At 70.4% G+C, this 16,314-nt stretch carries 15 protein-coding genes and 3 pseudogenes; 7 read left to right on the plus strand and 11 right to left on the minus strand.

Annotated elements, in window-relative coordinates:
* Window positions 1-54: 54 nt before the first annotated feature.
* A pseudogene (locus H1D24_RS31240) lies at window positions 55-360 on the plus strand (hypothetical protein); the annotation flags it as partial.
* Between the two features lie 112 nt (window positions 361-472).
* Here H1D24_RS31240 and H1D24_RS31245 read toward each other — a convergent pair.
* The gene (locus tag H1D24_RS31245; protein ID WP_181661083.1) at window positions 473-838 is read right to left on the minus strand and encodes a peptidoglycan-binding domain-containing protein; all 366 of its coding nucleotides are present in this window, start codon (window positions 836-838) and stop codon (window positions 473-475) included.
* 305 nt (window positions 839-1,143) lie between these two features.
* Window positions 1,144-1,785, minus strand: coding sequence for a TetR/AcrR family transcriptional regulator (locus H1D24_RS31250; RefSeq protein ID WP_181661084.1), 642 nt, complete (start codon window positions 1,783-1,785; stop codon window positions 1,144-1,146).
* A 181-nt stretch (window positions 1,786-1,966) separates the two neighbouring features.
* Between H1D24_RS31250 and H1D24_RS31255 the strand changes: the two genes are divergently transcribed.
* The 4 genes from H1D24_RS31255 (at window position 1,967) to H1D24_RS31270 (ending at window position 6,854) form a co-directional block, all read left to right on the plus strand.
* The gene (locus H1D24_RS31255; RefSeq protein WP_181661085.1) at window positions 1,967-2,881 is read left to right on the plus strand and encodes a metal-dependent hydrolase; all 915 of its coding nucleotides are present in this window, start codon (window positions 1,967-1,969) and stop codon (window positions 2,879-2,881) included.
* 53 nt (window positions 2,882-2,934) lie between these two features.
* Window positions 2,935-4,044, plus strand: coding sequence for a PDR/VanB family oxidoreductase (locus H1D24_RS31260; RefSeq protein WP_181661086.1), 1,110 nt, complete (start codon window positions 2,935-2,937; stop codon window positions 4,042-4,044).
* Between the two features lie 102 nt (window positions 4,045-4,146).
* Entirely contained in the window at window positions 4,147-5,022 is an 876-nt protein-coding gene (locus H1D24_RS31265) for a M24 family metallopeptidase (RefSeq protein ID WP_181661087.1), read from the plus strand.
* Entirely contained in the window at window positions 5,019-6,854 is a 1,836-nt protein-coding gene (locus H1D24_RS31270) for an SDR family oxidoreductase (protein ID WP_181661088.1), read from the plus strand. Before H1D24_RS31265 ends, H1D24_RS31270 begins: the two co-directional genes overlap by 4 nt.
* A gap of 103 nt (window positions 6,855-6,957) precedes the next feature.
* Here H1D24_RS31270 and H1D24_RS31275 read toward each other — a convergent pair.
* A pseudogene (locus H1D24_RS31275) lies at window positions 6,958-7,139 on the minus strand (transposase family protein); the annotation flags it as partial.
* An 18-nt stretch (window positions 7,140-7,157) separates the two neighbouring features.
* On the opposite strand from H1D24_RS31275, the gene H1D24_RS31280 reads away from it, so the two are divergent.
* Complete coding sequence (locus H1D24_RS31280; RefSeq protein ID WP_181661089.1) at window positions 7,158-7,790, plus strand: hypothetical protein; 633 nt, start codon at window positions 7,158-7,160, stop codon at window positions 7,788-7,790.
* 64 nt (window positions 7,791-7,854) lie between these two features.
* Here H1D24_RS31280 and H1D24_RS31285 read toward each other — a convergent pair.
* The 8 genes and pseudogenes from H1D24_RS31285 to H1D24_RS31320 form a co-directional block, all read right to left on the minus strand.
* Window positions 7,855-8,007: pseudogene (locus H1D24_RS31285) on the minus strand (CoA-transferase); the annotation flags it as partial.
* A gap of 44 nt (window positions 8,008-8,051) precedes the next feature.
* On the minus strand, window positions 8,052-8,801 hold the full coding sequence (locus H1D24_RS31290; RefSeq protein ID WP_181661090.1) for an SDR family NAD(P)-dependent oxidoreductase: 750 nt from the start codon (window positions 8,799-8,801) through the stop codon (window positions 8,052-8,054).
* On the minus strand, window positions 8,798-9,769 hold the full coding sequence (locus tag H1D24_RS31295) for a fumarylacetoacetate hydrolase family protein (RefSeq protein WP_181661091.1): 972 nt from the start codon (window positions 9,767-9,769) through the stop codon (window positions 8,798-8,800). Before H1D24_RS31295 ends, H1D24_RS31290 begins: the two co-directional genes overlap by 4 nt.
* Before the next feature lie 106 nt (window positions 9,770-9,875).
* Window positions 9,876-10,814, minus strand: a complete 939-nt coding sequence (locus H1D24_RS31300) for a VOC family protein (protein ID WP_181661092.1) — start codon at window positions 10,812-10,814, stop codon at window positions 9,876-9,878.
* Between the two features lie 12 nt (window positions 10,815-10,826).
* A complete protein-coding gene (locus tag H1D24_RS31305; RefSeq protein ID WP_181661093.1) occupies window positions 10,827-11,855 on the minus strand; it encodes an amidohydrolase family protein in 1,029 nt (342 codons plus the stop codon).
* A complete protein-coding gene (locus H1D24_RS31310; protein WP_181661094.1) occupies window positions 11,852-13,015 on the minus strand; it encodes an FAD-dependent oxidoreductase in 1,164 nt (387 codons plus the stop codon). The genes H1D24_RS31305 and H1D24_RS31310 overlap by 4 nt, the downstream gene beginning before the upstream one ends.
* Before the next feature lie 206 nt (window positions 13,016-13,221).
* Window positions 13,222-14,193: a cyclase family protein gene (locus H1D24_RS31315; protein ID WP_181661095.1), complete on the minus strand. Its 972-nt coding sequence runs from the start codon at window positions 14,191-14,193 to the stop codon at window positions 13,222-13,224.
* On the minus strand, window positions 14,190-15,173 hold the full coding sequence (locus H1D24_RS31320) for a fumarylacetoacetate hydrolase family protein (RefSeq protein WP_181661096.1): 984 nt from the start codon (window positions 15,171-15,173) through the stop codon (window positions 14,190-14,192). The genes H1D24_RS31315 and H1D24_RS31320 overlap by 4 nt, the downstream gene beginning before the upstream one ends.
* A 120-nt stretch (window positions 15,174-15,293) precedes the next feature.
* Here H1D24_RS31320 and H1D24_RS31325 point away from each other — a divergent pair, with 120 nt between their 5' ends.
* Window positions 15,294-16,259 carry a LysR family transcriptional regulator gene (locus H1D24_RS31325; protein ID WP_181661097.1) on the plus strand — a complete coding sequence of 322 codons (966 nt, stop codon included), beginning with the start codon at window positions 15,294-15,296 and terminating at the stop codon, window positions 16,257-16,259.
* Window positions 16,260-16,314 lie beyond the last annotated feature (55 nt).

Below are 16,314 nucleotides of genomic sequence, written 5' to 3' on the forward strand. Positions count from 1 at the left end.
GGACGGGAGCGATGCGGGGATCTTGTAGGTCGCGGCGGCAGCCAAGGAGTGGCCATGTCTTCCAAGTCGCCGCGAAGATTCGGGTCTTCGCCCGCGTCCGGACCTTTGGTGCGTTGCTTGGCGAAACGCTACGAGGGGTTGGGACTGCTGCCCGTGTACGTGCTGCGTGAGGTCGGCGGATTTCTCGGCTCGCTGGCCGCCGGCGATCTCGCCGACCGCTGTCGGCAGGGCCTGGAACGCGATGCCGCCGCGTGGGCGGTGCGCAAGCGGGAGTTGACCGGTCGGTCGTCATCGCGCTGGGCGGGCAGTATCACCAAGGCCACCCATGACCAGTGGGCGCTGGACCGGCGTGGACAGGCCGACGTATATCGCCTGGCGGCAGGCGCAGATCTCGCAGGTTGAAGCCTGACTGGACCGGCCGCAGTGCGTCCACCGGATCCGCGATGTTCCTGCTTGGGAACGGACCCGCTGCTCAGGGCGGGTAGGGAAGGTAGCAGTCCAGGGCCGGGTGATAGAGCACCCGCCAGGTGTTCGGATCGATGACGCCGCTCTCGGGCAGGCCGTGGCAGCCCTGGATCCACTTGACCTTCTTCAGCATCACGGAGTCGAAGACCCCGTCGAGGGTGAGCTTGGGCGGCTGGCCTCCCCACATGTTGCTCAGGCATTGTGCCTGCTTGACCGCTGTGCTGATGTGACCCTGCGTAAGGGTCGGCCGATACGTCGACGAGACGTAGGAACACTCGCTGGGGATGGCTGCGGCGACCTGTGGCACAGCCGCACCCAGTGATGCGGCTGTGCACAGCGCCGCGCTCAAGGTGACCAGTCTGCGCTGTCTCATGCCGGTCCTTCCGGCCCGGCCGCTCGCTGAGCGTGCTGAGCGTGCTGGGCGTCTGGGGGTCAGTGGTTACGTCCATCCTTCCCGCCTTCAGCAAGGCTCGCGAGCTTGCCGGGCACCGGGGTGGAGGCGGTGAACCTGTGGCAGGCGGCCTGTGCCGCGGCGAGGGTGCCGGCGCCTCCCCCTGAGCTGAGGGGTAGGGCTGGGTGCGACCCGTGACCGTCCTGCCGTAGGGGGTCGGGAGCGCGACGAGGCGTGACCGGCGACGTACACAAGCCCGGCCGTTTTCACGCCCAGAAGGTGACTGGTCATTGACGCTGCTCGATGGCGGTCCTGATCTCGTCCCAGTGCTGTGGGTCGTTCACGGCGCCGGCCAGGAGCTGGTAGACGGCGCGTTCGCACAGGCCGACCAGTTCCGTACGGGTCATTCGGGGCTGGTCGAGCCAGCTGAGTACGGCCTCTTCCATGAAGGCCAGCCAGCCGCTGACGGAAAGGGTCACGGCCGGTGTCGTGGGCATCCCTGCCCCTGCGAGCCCGGTGAGGATCCATTCCGCGAGGGTGGCGCGCACGGTGCGGTGCAGGGTGCCCAGGTCGTTGCCGCTCTTGGAGAAGCGGACCACGGCGAGGTACATGACCGGGTGGCGGGCGACGTAGGAGACGAAGGTCTCGATGCCGGAGCGCAGTTGCTCCGCGGGGCTGAGCACGGGGTCCGGTGCGAGCTTGCCGAGAAGCTCCTCCGCCGCCATCTGGACGATCGCATGGCGGAACTTGCGCTGCGAGCCGAAGTAGTGGAAGAGCAGCCCGGGGGAGACCCCGGCCTCTTCGGCCACGGCTTCGACCGAGATGTCGTCGATGGTCCGGGTGTCCAGCAGACGTCGGGCCGTGGCGAGGATCTGCTGCCGGCGGTCATCGGGGGGAAGCCGTCGTGCGGACGAGTCGGAGCGTGCCATGTGCACATCCTATTGACTTCAAGTCAACAAGCTCTACTGTTGAGTAACACTCAATAGCGGCCCTGCGGTCCGGGGTGCGGCAGGCGTCATAGGGGTCACAGGTGCGCCGCAACTCCCGTCCCGCGCCCGGCTGCTGAAGCGCTGCCCGCCACCGCCCCCGTGTGCGACCGAGAGGCCTACCATGCTCAAGAAGTCAGCACGAATCCCCACTCCTCCGACCCCGCGTGAGGACGAGCACGACCATCTGGTCCTGCAACCGCGGGACGTGGAGTTCGACTGGGCGCGGCTCCCTTTGCACTGGATTCCGGGCGAGCCGCTGGCCAGTCATGTGATCAATGTGCTGCACATGCTGCTGCCTGAGGGCGAGCGGTGGTTCGTGCGCACGTTCAAGCAGGCCCTGCCGATGATCACCGACGAGCGGCTACGGGAGGACGTAATCGGCTTCGTCGGACAGGAGGCCGTCCACGCCGAAGCGCACCAGGGTGTGCTCGACCACTTCCTGTCCAAGGGGCTCGACCCCACCCCGTACGTCCGGCACATGGAGTGGCTCTTCCACCGGGTGCTGGGCGATCGCGAGTGCCTGACGCCGTCTCAGCAGCGGGAACACGTCATCGAGCGGGTCGCGCTGATCGCGGCGATCGAGCACTTCACCGCATTCCTCGGGGACTGGGTACTCAACGCCGACGGCCTGGACCGGGCGGGCGTCGACCCCGTGATGCTCGACCTGCTGCGCTGGCACGGCGCGGAGGAGGTCGAACACCGCAGTGTCGCCTACGACCTGCTCACCCACCTCGACCCCGGCTACGCACGGCGAATCCGGGCCATGGCCGTCGCCGGGCCGGTGCTGTACTGGCTGTGGATCCGCGGCGCCCGTTTTCTGATGGCCGCCGACCCTGAGTTGAGCGGCGCGGTCAAGGCCGGCTGGCGCGCATACATGGCGGCGTCGCGCCGCGGACTGCTGCCTGAGCTGGGGAAGACGGCCTGCTCCGCGGTGCGCTACCTGCGCCGCGGTTATCACCCCAGTCAGGAGGGATCGACCCGGCAGGCGATCGCCTATCTCGGCTCTTCTCCGGCCGCTCGCGCCGCCGCCCACTGATCCGCTGATCCCGAAGGACAGCGAACCGAGCCGCAAAGGACCAACGACCATCCATGGATGCGAGCGCCACGTACCCCGCACCACCGCCGGACTTGTACGGCCGTGACCGCGGCGACCGCCTGATGCGGGCCCTCACCGCCTTCAGCGACACCTACATACCCCTCGTCGCGAGGACGGCCGAGCGACGCTCCGGCGATCGCCGTCCCACCGGCCCGGCGGGCGGCACCCTCCGCCTCGTCGTGGCCGAACGGACGACGGACAGCGGCGACGTCGTCTCACTGCGGCTCACCGCCGGGGACGGAGGGCGGCTGCCACGGTGGCAGGCCGGCAGCCACATAGACCTCCACCTGCCGTCGGGGCGCAGACGGCAGTACTCGCTGTGCGGGGACCCCGCCGACCGGTACGGCTACCGCATCGCCGTACGCCGCCTCGACGGCGGTGGGGGCGGATCCGTCGAGGTCCACGACTCCCTCATCCCGGGCAGCAGCGTCACCGTCACCGGACCGCGCAACGCCTTCCCCTTCGCCGGCGACCCGGCCGTTCTGCTCATCGCGGGCGGCATCGGCATCACCCCGATCCTGCCCATGGCCCGCGAGGCCGCCCAACGACGCCTGGACTGGCGGCTCATCCACACCGGCCGCACCAGGACGTCCCTGCCCCTCGCCACGGAGCTGGCACGCCTCGACTCGTCCCGGGTGGAGATCCTCACTGACGACGAGCACGGCGTGCCGGACTGCGGCGAGCTGCTGCGCCGGGCGCCGGCCGGCGCCGCCGTGTACTGCTGCGGCCCGGCCCCGATGCTCGACGGCATCCGCGCGGCGTTCGACCGGCTGGGCCCCGGCAGGCTCTCCGGCCTGCACTTCGAACGGTTCGCGCCGCCACCGATCACCGACGGCAAGCCGTTCGATGTCGAGCTGAAACGCAGCCAGCGGGTGCTGCCCGTACCGGCAGACCGCTCAGCGCTCGACGTGCTGCGCGAGAACCTCCCGGCGCTGCCGTACTCGTGCCGGCAGGGCTTCTGCGGTGTGTGCCGCCAGCGTGTGGTCAGCGGCAGCGTCGAGCACCGCGATCGCAGGCTCACCGATGAGGAGCGGGCCGCCGGCGAGATGCTTGTCTGTGTCTCCCGCGGACCCGAGGGCGAGCGCCTCGTCCTCGACCTGTGAGATTCGGCCGCACCACGGAACCCGTCTCGTCACAGCAACCCGTCCGGCCAACGGAACCCGCCCGTTCCACGGCAGCTCCGACGACCTGGAAATGAGCCTCCCATGACCACCACACCGATCCAGCCCTCGAGCGGGAGGCGCCGAGCCGCCCGTGCCTTCCCGTTCGACGACGCCGACCTCGACCGCTTCCGCGAGCTCCAGCAACTGGCCTACCGGTGCGCCGGACGGGTCGCCGACTGGCTGGAGCCGGGCGTGACCGAAAGACAGGCCGCCGCCCGACTGCGCCGCGAGCTGACGCGGGAAGGCGTGGAGGACTTCTTCCACGTCCCTTTCGCCTGGTTCGGCGACCGTACCGCGTTCCGGCACTTCAAGACCCCGATCCAGTTCTTCGCCGGCCGCCGGCGCCTGGAGGAGGGCATGCCCTTCATCCTCGACTGCGCCCCGGTGGTCGACGGATACACCGCCGACATCGGCTACGCGGGCAAGGTCGGAGAGAACCCGGTGTGGGACCGCATCGCCCTCGACCTGTGTGAATACCGGGAGCTGATCCTGCGGGAGGTCCGGGCGCGCAAGCCGCTCAACGAGATCTACCAGGCGGTCGACGCCCTGATCGCCCACCACGGCTACGACAACCGGCACAAGGTGTACCCGGGCAGGGTCATCGGACACCAGGTCACCCGGATGAAGGCGCGGGGCCCGGCCGGGGTCACCGTCTTCGGCTTCGGAGTACGCACCCTGCAGACCCTCGGCCGCGAGCTGATCAGCGAACGCCTCCACGGCCGCTCCCCCCTGTGGGCCGACGGCCGCTCCTCCCGGCACGCCCCCACCCCCGGACTATGGGCCGTCGAACCGCACGTCGGATTCCACGACGTGGGGCTGAAGTTCGAGGAACTCCTCGTGGTCACCGAGGACGACGCCTACTGGCTCGACGACGACCTGCCCCACGTACACCGCTGGACGAAGGAACAGGCCCGATGACCACCACTCCCGAACCCGCCGGCGGCCCCACCCCCAGGGCGCCCGCCGAAGCCGAGCCCCGCCGGCGCACCGTGATCTGCGGTGGCGTCGCCCTGGCCGTCTACGAGCAGGGCGACCCCGCGAAGCCCACCGTGATGCTGGTGCACGGTTATCCCGACACCCACCGTGTGTGGGACGACGTCAGTGCGGCACTCGCCGAGGACCACCACGTCGTCCGCTACGACGTGCGCGGCGCCGGCCGCTCCGGAGCGCCCGCGCGGCGCGCCGGATACCGACTGCCGCAGCTCGCCGACGACCTGTTCGCCGTGGCCGACGCGGTCAGCCCGGATCGGCCCGTTCACCTCGTCGCCCATGACTGGGGCTCCATCCAGTCCTGGGAAGCGGTCACCGACCCCCGGGCGGCCGACCGCATCGCCTCGTACACCACCATGTCGGGCCCCTGCCTGGACCACGTCGGGCACTGGATCAGGCGCCGGCTCACCCGCCCGACCCCCAGGCACCTCGGGCAACTCCTCGCCCAGGGTACGCACTCCTGGTACATCGCCGCCTTCCACCTGCCACTCCTCGCACCCGCGGTCTGGCGCCACGGCCTCGCCCGCTGCTGGGACCAGGTACTCCACCGGATCGAGGACGTCACGCCCCGGCCCGGCCACCCGCAGCCGACCCTCCGCGACGACGCGGTGCGCGGCATCGGCCTGTACCGCGCCAACATGCTGCCCAGAGTGCTGCGCCCGCGGCAGCGTCCGACCGAGGTTCCGGTGCAACTCGTCACCCTGACCAAGGACCACTACGTCAGCCCCGCACTGGCCGAGGGCCTGGAGCAGTGGGCTCCGAACCTGTGGCTGCGTACCCTGCCCGCCACCCACTGGTCGGCACTGCTGGAGAAAGGAACGACCGTGGCACGCATGGTCCGTGAATTCGCCGCCCACACAGAGGGTGCCGCCGCGCCTCCTGGCCTCGACCGGTCCCACCGCATCCGGCAGACCGCCCGTCGCGCGGGCAAGGCCGGCGGCCGACCCTTCGCCGGGCGGCTGGCCGTCGTCACCGGAGCGGGCAGCGGCATCGGACGAGCCACCGCGCTCGCCTTCGCCGAACGTGGCGCGGACGTGGTCGTGTGCGACATCGACCTGGATGCCGCCGAGCGCACCGCCGAACTCGTCCGCCTGCTGGGCCCCGCCGCCCACGCCTACCGGCTCGACGTCTCCGACGGGCCGGCCATGGAGGCCTTCGCAGCCGAGGTCGCCGCCGGGCACGGAGTCCCCGACATCCTCGTGAACAACGCCGGGGTCGGCCACTCCGGAACCTTCCTGGAGACCACCGAGAAGGAATGGCAGCGAGTCCTCGACGTCAACCTCTGGGGCGTCATCCACGGTTGCCGCGCCTTCGGTACCCGCATGGCCGAGCGGGGCGAGGGCGGCCACATCGTCAACCTCGCCTCCGCCGCCGCGTACCTGCCCTCCAAAGTGCTGGCTGCCTACGCCACCAGCAAGGCGGCGGTGTCCATGCTGTCGGACTGCCTGCGCGCCGAACTCGTGGACGCCGGCATCGGCGTGAGCACCATCTGCCCCGGCATCGTCAACACCAACATCACCCGGACCGCCACCTTCTCCGGACTGACTCCCGAACAACAGGCCGCCAAACAGGCCAAGTTCTCCGGCCTGTACGCCAAGCGCAACTACCCGCCCGAAAAGGTCGCCGAGCAGATCGTCCACGCCGTACTCCACCGCCGTCCGGTCGTGCCCGTCACCTTCGAGGCCAAGGCCGCACGCCTCATCGGCCGCATCTCACCGGCCCTCCTACGCGCGACGGCACGCCTGAACGCCACCGGGTAAGCGGCCCGACTGCACCCCGGCCCAGTGCACGAGCACGGGCCGGGGATCGGTCGCGGGGCGCCAGGCTTCCCGTGTCCCATCACTCCTGGCGGGTTGGAAAGCCGTCGTTCGGTGGGGACCAGATGCCGTCCACGATGAGCACGGTGTCCTTGCGGAACGGCTTGCGTTGCTGGAACGCGAGCGAGGGCCCGAGTGGCCGACGATGCGGTCGGCAGCCGCCTTCGACACCCCGAACAGCGGCGTGAGTTGTCGCAGGGTGAGGTTGGTGCGCCAGTAGGCGGCGATCCACGACAAGATCGAGCAATGTCAGACCCGGCGGGCATCCTGTCGACCATGGATGGAATCGAAACTCGGCCGCTGGGCGACCGCCACGAACTGGACGCGGTGCTGCGCACCTGCTTTGACCTGATACGGGCTGTTGCTCCGGGGCTCCGGTACCGGCTCGTCGGCACGGCAGCGGCTTGCCTGCAGGGCGTCGACTTGCCGGTGGGCGATGTCGACATCCTCGTCGACCGGCGCCGCGACGTCGACGCCGTTGCCGAAGCGCTGGCGGACTTGCCGTGTGTGACCGCTCCGCAATGGCTCGCATCGGCCCGCCAGTACTTTGCCCGCTACAGCCTGGACGGCGTTGGATTCGAAGTCAGCACGGTGGAAGTACCGTGCGACGAGGATGGATGGGAGTGTCAGGGGCCCGGCCCTTGGCGGCACTACGTTACCGTGGACTCCGGCGGGCACCGCCTCGACTGCGTGGGGCTGGAGCTCCGGCTGACCACCGAGTTCCTCCGTGATCGCCCCGACCGGTACCAGCCGCTTCTGGCACACCTCGGCGCTCATGGCGCCGACCTCGAACTCCTGAAACAGAGCATGACCGTGCGCAGGGTGCCTGAGACGCTCGCGCGCCTGACCAGAGGTCTTCAAGCAAGCAGCAAACCGTGAACGGCGACTTTCGGGACAGTCGGCGTTAATTGATGTTGACCGCCGATCGCCCGATCCGGTCACTTCCGCCCGTACCGGCTTGTGCCGGTGCCCAGGCGTGGAGGGCCTGGATGAGCACGTCCGGGATGCCGCTGAGGCCGAAGCCGCCGACGGCCAGCGACGCGCCGGCGGGGATGTCCGCGACCGCCTCCGCGGCGCTCGCGCAGACCTTGTCCATGGAGGGAGGGCCTTTCTGTCGTGCGTTGTTGCTGGTTCAGGCGTTCAGGCGTTCGGGCGCAGGGCGTCCGAGATCGGCTTGGCGCCGCCGTGCGCGGTGAGGCCGCCGTCGACCGGGATCTCGGCGCCGGTGATGAAGGACGCGTCGTCGGACAACAGGAACACCACGAGCGGGGTGATGTCGTCGACGGTCCCGGTGCGGCCGAGCGGTGTCCCGCGGAGGTTCGCCTCGCGGAACGCGGGCGCGGCGGAGGCGGTCATGTCCGTCTCGATGAAGCCGGGGTGGATGGTGTTCACGCGGATGCCGCGGGGACCCAGTTCCATGGCGGCGGTCTTCGACAGGCCGCGCAGTGCCCACTTGCTCGCTGTGTACGCGACTGGGTAGTGGGCGGTCAGAGCCGCTGACGAACCGACGTTCACGATCGACGCTCCTGGGCGCATCAGCGGCACCAGGTTCTGGATGCCCAGGAGCGGACCCGTGACGTTGACCGCGTGGACCCGGGCCATGTCCTCGGGGCGTACGTCGTCGATACGGGCGCGCCAGGTGACGCCCGCGTTGTTGACCAGGCCGTGCACCTGCCCGTACGCCTCGCGCAGTTCGGCGGCGAGTTCCGCCCAGTCCTTCTCGCTCGTGACGTCGAGGCGGCGGCAGCCGGGTGTCTCCGTCACGTCGGTGGCGATCACCCGGGCGCCCTCGCGGGTCAGTGCCTTGGCCTCCGCGGCGCCCTGGCCGCCGGCCGCGCCGGTGACGACCACGACCTTGCCGAGTAGTCGCCTGGGATGCACGTCGCTCACGGCCGCTCCCTGGTACGGCGGCGGGCGGCCGGGAGCGGGACGGGATCGGCGCCGGTGACCACTGTGTTGGAGACCGTGCCGAGGCCCTCCACGGTGAGCGTGACCGTGTCGCCGGGCTTCAGGGGCGCCGGGTCCTGCCTGCCGCGTACGCCCCACAGTTCGGCGAGACAGCCACCGTTGCCGCACGTCCCGGAACCGAGCACGTCACCTGGACGCACCCACGTTCCGCGCGAGGCGTAGGCCACCATCTCTTCGAAGGTCCAGCTCATGTTGGACAGCAGGTCCTTGCCGACCACCTCGCCGTTGATCTCCGCCGTCAGCGCCAGGCGCAGGAAGCCGTCCGCGTCGCGGTACTTCTCCAGCTCGTCGGCGGTGACCAGGTACGGGCCCAGCGTGGTGGCGGTGTCCTTGCCCTTGCAGGGGCCGAGGCCGACCTTCATCTCGGCGGACTGCAGGTCGCGGGCCGACCAGTCGTTGAAGACGGTGTAGCCGATGATGTGGTCGCGGGCCTGCTCCGGGGTGAGGTCGCGGCCCTCCTTGCCGATCACGGCGGCGACTTCGAGCTCGAAGTCGAGCACGATCGACCCCGGGGGCATGGGGATGTCGTCGTGCGGGCCGTACACGGCGTAGGGGTTGGTGAAGTAGAACGTCGGGGCCGCGTACCACCGCTCCGGCACACCGGCTGCCCCGTCCACCGACCGCCGTACGCCCTCCACGTGTTCCTCGAAGGTGACGAAGTCCCGCACGGTGGGCGGCTGGAGCGGGGGCAGGAGCCGTACCTCGGAGACATGGGGACCGGCCGGGACGTCGAGCATCGCGGAGCCCGCGTCGAGCAGTTCGGGCAGGCCGCCTCCCTCGGCGAGCAGTCCGGTCAGGGAGCTGACACCGGGCAGGGGGCGGAGCGTGCCATCCTCTTCGACGACGGCCACATGGTGTCGGCTGCGGTGTTCGTACGTGGCGAAACGCATGGGAGAGGTCCTGTCGACGTGGGGCGGGCGGGCACGGACGCCCGGGGACGCGGCGGGCAGTCAGGGCAGTGACAGGGAGTCGCCGCGCCCCCGGAGCTGAGCGGGATCAGACCGGCGGGGCGACGAACACGCCGTGGTCGACGTCGTTGAACGACTCCTTGGCGACCAGTTCGTTCATCGGGTTCGCGGTGCCCCACTGGTCGGTGACCTCGGGCTGGGAGAAGTCGTAGACGTGGGGGTGCCAGGTGTCCTCGTCCAGCTCCTCCAGCTCGGTGGTGTACTCGACCGTGTTGCCGTGCGGGTCCAGGAAGTACGTGAAGGTGTTGTCGCCCGCCATGTGCCGGCCCGGGCCCCAGATCTTGCGGGCCCCGGACCGCATCACGCGGCCGGAGCCGCGCATGTACTCGTCCAGGCCGCGCATTTCGAAGGAGATGTGGTGCAGTGAGGTGTGCGGGCACTGCGCGATGGCCATGGAGTGGTGCTGGTTGCTGATCCGCATGAAGTGCATGACCTCGCCCATGTGCGGCGAGCTGAGGGTGTCGGAGAGGCGGAAGCCGAGGTGGCGCTCGTACCACTGGCGGGTCTTGTTCAGGTCCGGGGAGTTGAGGACCACGTGCGACAGGCGGACCGGGATCGACTCCTTCTCTTCGATGCGGCGGTGCTGCCGTGCCTCCACGTCGGCGGAGACCTCGATGGTGCGGCCGTCGACGTCGAAGAAGCGGAAGCCGTAGCCGCCGCCAGGGGTGTCGATCTTGCCGGGCTGGGAGATCAACTGGACGCCTCCGGCGAGGAGTTGCTCGGCGAGGGTGTCCACGTCGGCCGCGCTCCCGGCCCCGTAGGAGACCAGGTCGAGGCGCTTCTCGTCGGCCTTGCGCAGTCGTACGACGTACTGTTCTGGGCTGCCTTCGGCGGCGAGGAAGGAGATGCCGGAGTCCTCGGCGACCTTGGTCAGGCCCCAGACGCCGGCGTAGAAGTCGAGCTGCTTGTCGTAGTCGGGCACGGCGAGGTCGACGTGCCGCAGGTGGGTGAGCAGGCGGTTGCTCATGGGGATTCCTCCTCAGACGAGGTCGAGCAGGGCGGCGGCGTTGGCGCCGCGCACGGCGTGGAAGTCGGCGTCGGGCAGGCCCGCGGCGCGCAGCGCGCCCAGCGGGTCGTCGGTGCTCATGTCGAAGGGGAAGTCGGAGCCGAGCAGGACCCGTTGCGGACCAGCGGCCCTGAGCAGCTCCCGCAGTACGTGGGGGTCGTGGACGAGGGAGTCGAAGTACAGCTGCTTCAGGTAGGTGCTCGGCTCACGGGCGCAGTCCCGGGCGTCGGGGCGGGCCCGCCAGGCGTGGTCGGAGCGGCCGATGTGAGTGGGCAGATAGCCGCCGCCGTGCGCCGCGATCAGCTTCAGACCCGGATGGCGGTCCAAGACGCCGGAGAAGATCAGGTGGGAGAGGGCGACGGCGTTCTCGGTGGGCTGGCCGACCGTGTTGGACAAGTACCACTGGTCCAGGCGCTCGTCGAGCGTGCAGCCGAACGGGTGCAGGAAGACCAGGGCGCCGGTCTCCTCCGCGCGCGCCCAGAAGGGCGCGAGCCGCGGGTCGGAGAGCTCCACGTCCCGTGTCCCGCCCGGCCCCTGCGCGTGCGAGGAGATCTCCACGCCCCTCAAGCCCTGATCCAGTGCGTGGTCGAGCAGCCCGACCGCGAGGTCGGGGTGCTGGAGCGGGACCAGGCCGAGGCCGTGCAGCCGGTCGGGGGCCTTCGCGCAGTGCGCCGCGGTCCCTTGGTTAGCCAACCGGCATACCCGCTCGGCCAGTTGGGGTGCGGCCCAGTAGTGGTAGTGGCCCGGCGAGGGGCTCACCAGTTGCACGTCCACACCGGCCGCGTCCATGGCCGCCAGGCGCACGGCGACGTCCGTCAGCTTCGGCACCCGCGCGCCCACCATGGGACCGTTCACGGCGAGGGCCGCCGGGCCGTTGCGGCGGGCGTCGAGATTGCGGGCCTCGGCGAGGCCGGGCTGACCGGCGACGGTCTCCTCGATCTCAGGCAGGAGGAGGTGGGCGTGGACGTCGATCGTCGGCGCGGAGGCCGCGGCGGCGGTCACGGGCGCTCCTTGAGGAGGTTCATGGTGCGGCCGATCAGCCCGGCCATGTCGGCGTCGCGCACGCCGTCCAGCTGCCACTGGCCGATCTGCACGGACGCCTCGACGACGGTGCGCACCCGGGGGATGCGGCGGCCGTGGTAGGCCTGGAGCAGCTCGTCGTCCCAGTCCCGTCCGCTGGTGAGCAGCTCGGCGAGCACGGAGGCGTCCTCCAGGGACATGGCCGCGCCCTGGGCCATGGTGGGCGGGCAGCAGTGGGCGGCGTCGCCTATGAGCACGACCCGGCCCCGGTGCCAGGAGCCCTCGACCAGCAGGCGGTCGAACCAGGTGTAGTTGACCTTCTTCGGGTCGGTGATGTGCTCGGTGATCTCCGGCCAGACCCCGCCGTAGGCCCCCGCCAGGCGGCGCATCTCGTCGGCGTAGGTGGCCGGGTCGATGGAGGCGCGGTCGCGGCAGCCTTCGACGACGTACGCGTAGATGGTGTTCTCGCTGGTGGGGCAGTAGCCGGCGATGTAGGCGGGGCCGCCGTAGGCGAGGTCGGTGCGCGTCACGCTCTCGGGCCGTGGGGCGGCGATGCGCCAGATGGCCATGCCGGTGGGCTCGGGCTTGTCGGTGATGCCGATCGCGGCGCGGGTGGCTGAGTTGAGACCGTCGGCGGCGATCACGAGGTCGTAGCGGCCTTCGTTGCCGTCGCTGAAGCGCACCGAGACGCCGTCGGCGTCCTGTTCCAGCGCCTCGGCGGTGGTGCCCAGGCGAACGCCGGCGCCGGAGGCGCGGACCGCGTCGATGAGGATCTGCTGCAGTTGGGGGCGCTGCATGCCGAGGGTGGCGGGCAGGTCATCGCCGCCGGTCTGGATGTCCTCGGCGACGAACAGAACGGTGCCGTCGGGGGTGGTTACGCCCAGCGAGCCGAAGGGGTATCCGGAGGCTTCCACCTGTTCCCACACGCCCAGTTCGCGCAGGACCCGCAGGGCGTTGCCCTGGAGGGTGATGCCGGAGCCGGTGGTGGCGTTCCAGTCGGGCTTGGCCTCGATCAGGTCGACGGCGATGCCGGCGCGGCGCAGCAGGATGGTGACGGCGTTGCCTGAGGCGCCCCCGCCGATGACCAGGACGATGGGGGTCCCCCCGGCCGGAGGCTGGGGGAGGGTGAGGCTGTCAGCCATGTCGGGGATACCTCCGGGGTTGGGCCGCGCGGCTTCGGGCGGCGGGGGTGCGGCGCTCGCCCGCCGAGCGCTCCGCTGAGAGTGCGGTACGAAAGCTGCGGGCTGTCTGTGGCTGGTCGCGCAGTTCCCCGCGCCCCTTCGGGGCGCCGGGTACCGCGCCGGACTTCGGCGGGTCCGCTTGGTGCGGGGCCCGGCGACTGCGCGGGCTACTTCACCGCGATGGGATTGACCGGGGAGCCGACGGCTCCGGTGATGGGGAGGGGAGCGGCGGTGAGCCAGAACTCGTAGACGCCGTCGTCGGCGCAGTCCGCGGCGAGGGCGTCGAGGTCCCACATCTCGCCGATCAACAGGCCCATGTTGGGGATGACGACCTGGTGCAGCGGCTGGAAGGCGTTCTCGAACTCGTTCGGCCGGACCTCGAAACCCCAGGTGTCGGTGGCGATCGCGGCGATCTCGGTACCGTGCAGCCAGCCGGCGGTGGTGAACGACATTCCGGGTGCGGGTCCGCCCGCGTAGTCGCCCCAGCCGTCGCGCCGGGCGCGGGCGAGGTGTCCGGTGCGGACGAGGACGATGTCGCCGCGGCCGACGGTCACGCCGTGGGCCTCCGCGGTCGCGGTCAGGTGCCCCGCGGTGATCGCGAATCCGTCGGGCAGCTCCGGTTCACCGTCGTCGTCACCGATGACCCGGGCCACGTCCAGCAGTACGCCGCGCCCGGCCACGTACGGAGCCATGTGCTCGATGCCGGTGACCAGGTCGCCGTCGGAGGTGACGACCTTCTCCGCGTCGCGTCCGTTCCAGGCCTTGCCGTGGTCGAAGATGTGCCCGAGGCCGTCCCACTGGGTGGAGCACTGCAACGGCATCGCGATCACGTCGTCCGCGCCGCCGATGCCGTGCGGGAAGCCCTGGTTGCCGAGGGCCGCGTCGGTGCCGGTGTCGAGCATGGTGTGCACCGGGTTGGTGCGTCGGCGCCAGCCCTTCTGCGGGCCGTTCATGTCGAAGGACTGCGAGAGCGAGAAACTGACGCCCCGTCGCACGAGGGCCGCGCCTTCGCGCCGCTTGGCCTCGTCGAGGAAGTTCAGGGTGCCGAGCACGTCGTCCTCGCCCCAGCGCCCCCAGTTCGAGTACGCCTTGGCGGCCTCGGCGATCGCGCCCTCCGGGTCGTGGCGGTCCAGGCTCATGCGGCCCCCTCCGCCACACAGCGGGTGCGCTGCACGCCCAGACCGGTGATGGAACCCTCCATGACGTCGCCGTCCCGCAGAAGCCGCCCCCAGTGGATCCCGTTGCCGGCTGGGCTGCCGGTCAGCACCAGATCGCCGGGCAGGAGCCGGGAGGTCTGGGAGATGTACGACACCAGGCGCGCGATGCCGAAGAGCATGTCCTTGGTGGACTCGTCCTGCATGGTCTCACCGTTCAGCTTCAGGGTGACCCGCAGATCAGCCGGGTCGGCGATGGACTCGGCGGGGACGATCCAGGGCCCGAGCGGAGTGAAGCCGGGGGCGTTCTTGCAGCGCAGCCAGTCGGTGCCGATGGCCGGCATGTCCCGCCGGAAGACGGTGGCACGGTCGGTGAGGTCGTTGGCGATCGTGTAGCCGGCGACGTACTCCAGGGCCTCCTCTACGGATATCCGGTAGGCGGGCTTGGCCATCACGGCCGCCAACTCCAGCTCCCAGTCCGGCTTCTCCGCCCAGGAAGGGAGTACGACGTCGTCGTACGGGCCGGCGATGGTGCTGGGCAGGCCGATGAAGACGTACGGCAGGTCCTCGGCGGCCCGCCGGTCCATGATCGCGGCGATCTCCGCGCGCGCCTCCTCGACGGTGCGCGGGTCGTCGGGGGAGCGGTGGGCGACCTCGAGGTCGATCACGTGCTGCCGGTAGTTGGCGCCGGACTGGAAGATCTGGCGGGGCTCGACGGGGGCGTGGACCCGCAGGCCGTCGAGTGTCCGCCAGTCGCCGGTCGTGTCCGTGGCGAGGGCGTGCAGGAGGGGCAGTAGCTCCGCCCAGCGTTCGAAGATCCCGCGGGCCGTCAGGTCGGGTTCGCCGAGAGCCGTACGAAGGTCGGCCACCCGGTCCTTGGCCAGGAGACCGGGGAACGGCTCCCCGTCCGGAGCGGAGAACGTGCCGAGCGCGAACGGGCCGGCAGGTTGCGCGAGCGTTGCCATCAGATTTCCTCCTGCTGGGTTGCGGTCTACTCTGGCTCCGATCGGCCAATCACGGAAATCAATCCTGTGGATGTAATGAATCCATGGTGTGGATGGCTTTCGCTTACTAGGTGGTGCCCGGTGAACCTGTCCCGACTCGACCTCAATCTGGTCGTCGCCCTGCGTGCGCTGCTGGAGGAGCGCAACGTCACCCGGGCCGGCGAGCGCGTCGGACTGAGCCAGCCCGCGATGAGTGCGGCGCTGTCACGCCTGCGCCGCCATTTCGACGACGAATTGCTCGCCCGCACCGGCAACAGCTACGAGCTGACCCCGCTCGGCGTGGCCCTGCGCGACCGCAGCGCCACCGCGTGCGACCTGCTGGAACGGGTCTTCTCCAGCCAGGCGGACTTCGACCCGGCCGCCGAGACCCGCGAGTTCACCCTGCTCGCCTCGGACTACAGCGCGGCCGTCTTCGGCGCAGTGCTCGCCCGCGCCGTGCATGAGGAGTCCCCCGGCATCCGGCTCACCTTCCAGCACCCGGCGCCCTCCGTAGAGGAGAACACCGCCGCCCTGCTGAGTACCGTCGACGGACTGCTGATGCCGCACGGCGTCATCGACGGCTTCCCCGCCGTCGACCTTTTCACGGACCGCTGGTTGTGCATGGTCGCCGACGACCACCCCGAGGTCGGCGACGCACTCACCCTCGACCAGCTGGCCCGCCTGCCCTGGGCCGTCTACCAACGGCCTTACGACGCACCGGCGGCCCGCCAGCTGAGCATGCTCGGCATCAGCCCTCGGGTGGAGGTCTCCGTGCAGACCTTCCAGTTGCTGCCCCACATGGTCGAGGGCACGCGCCGGGTCGCGATGATCCAGGAGCGCCTGGCCCGCAGGGCGGTCCTCTCCGCCGCGGTGCGTGTCCTGCCCTGCCCCTTCGAGGCCGTACCGGTCCAGGTGGCGCTGTGGTGGCATCCGGTGCACTCCCAGGACGCGGCCCACATCTGGTTGCGGCAGAAAGCGGAAGAGGTGGGCGCGACGCTGACAGGGCGCGGCACGACCGAGGCCGTACCCGACGTACAGGGCGCGGGGCCGGCGCCAGTCCTGCCCTGATCCCGGCCCGGCGGCAGCCGATGAACGGCAAAGCCCGCCCGGCGGCAGGTGTGTT

This window comes from Streptomyces himalayensis subsp. himalayensis (assembly GCF_013778455.1).
Classification (GTDB): domain Bacteria; phylum Actinomycetota; class Actinomycetes; order Streptomycetales; family Streptomycetaceae; genus Streptomyces; species Streptomyces himalayensis.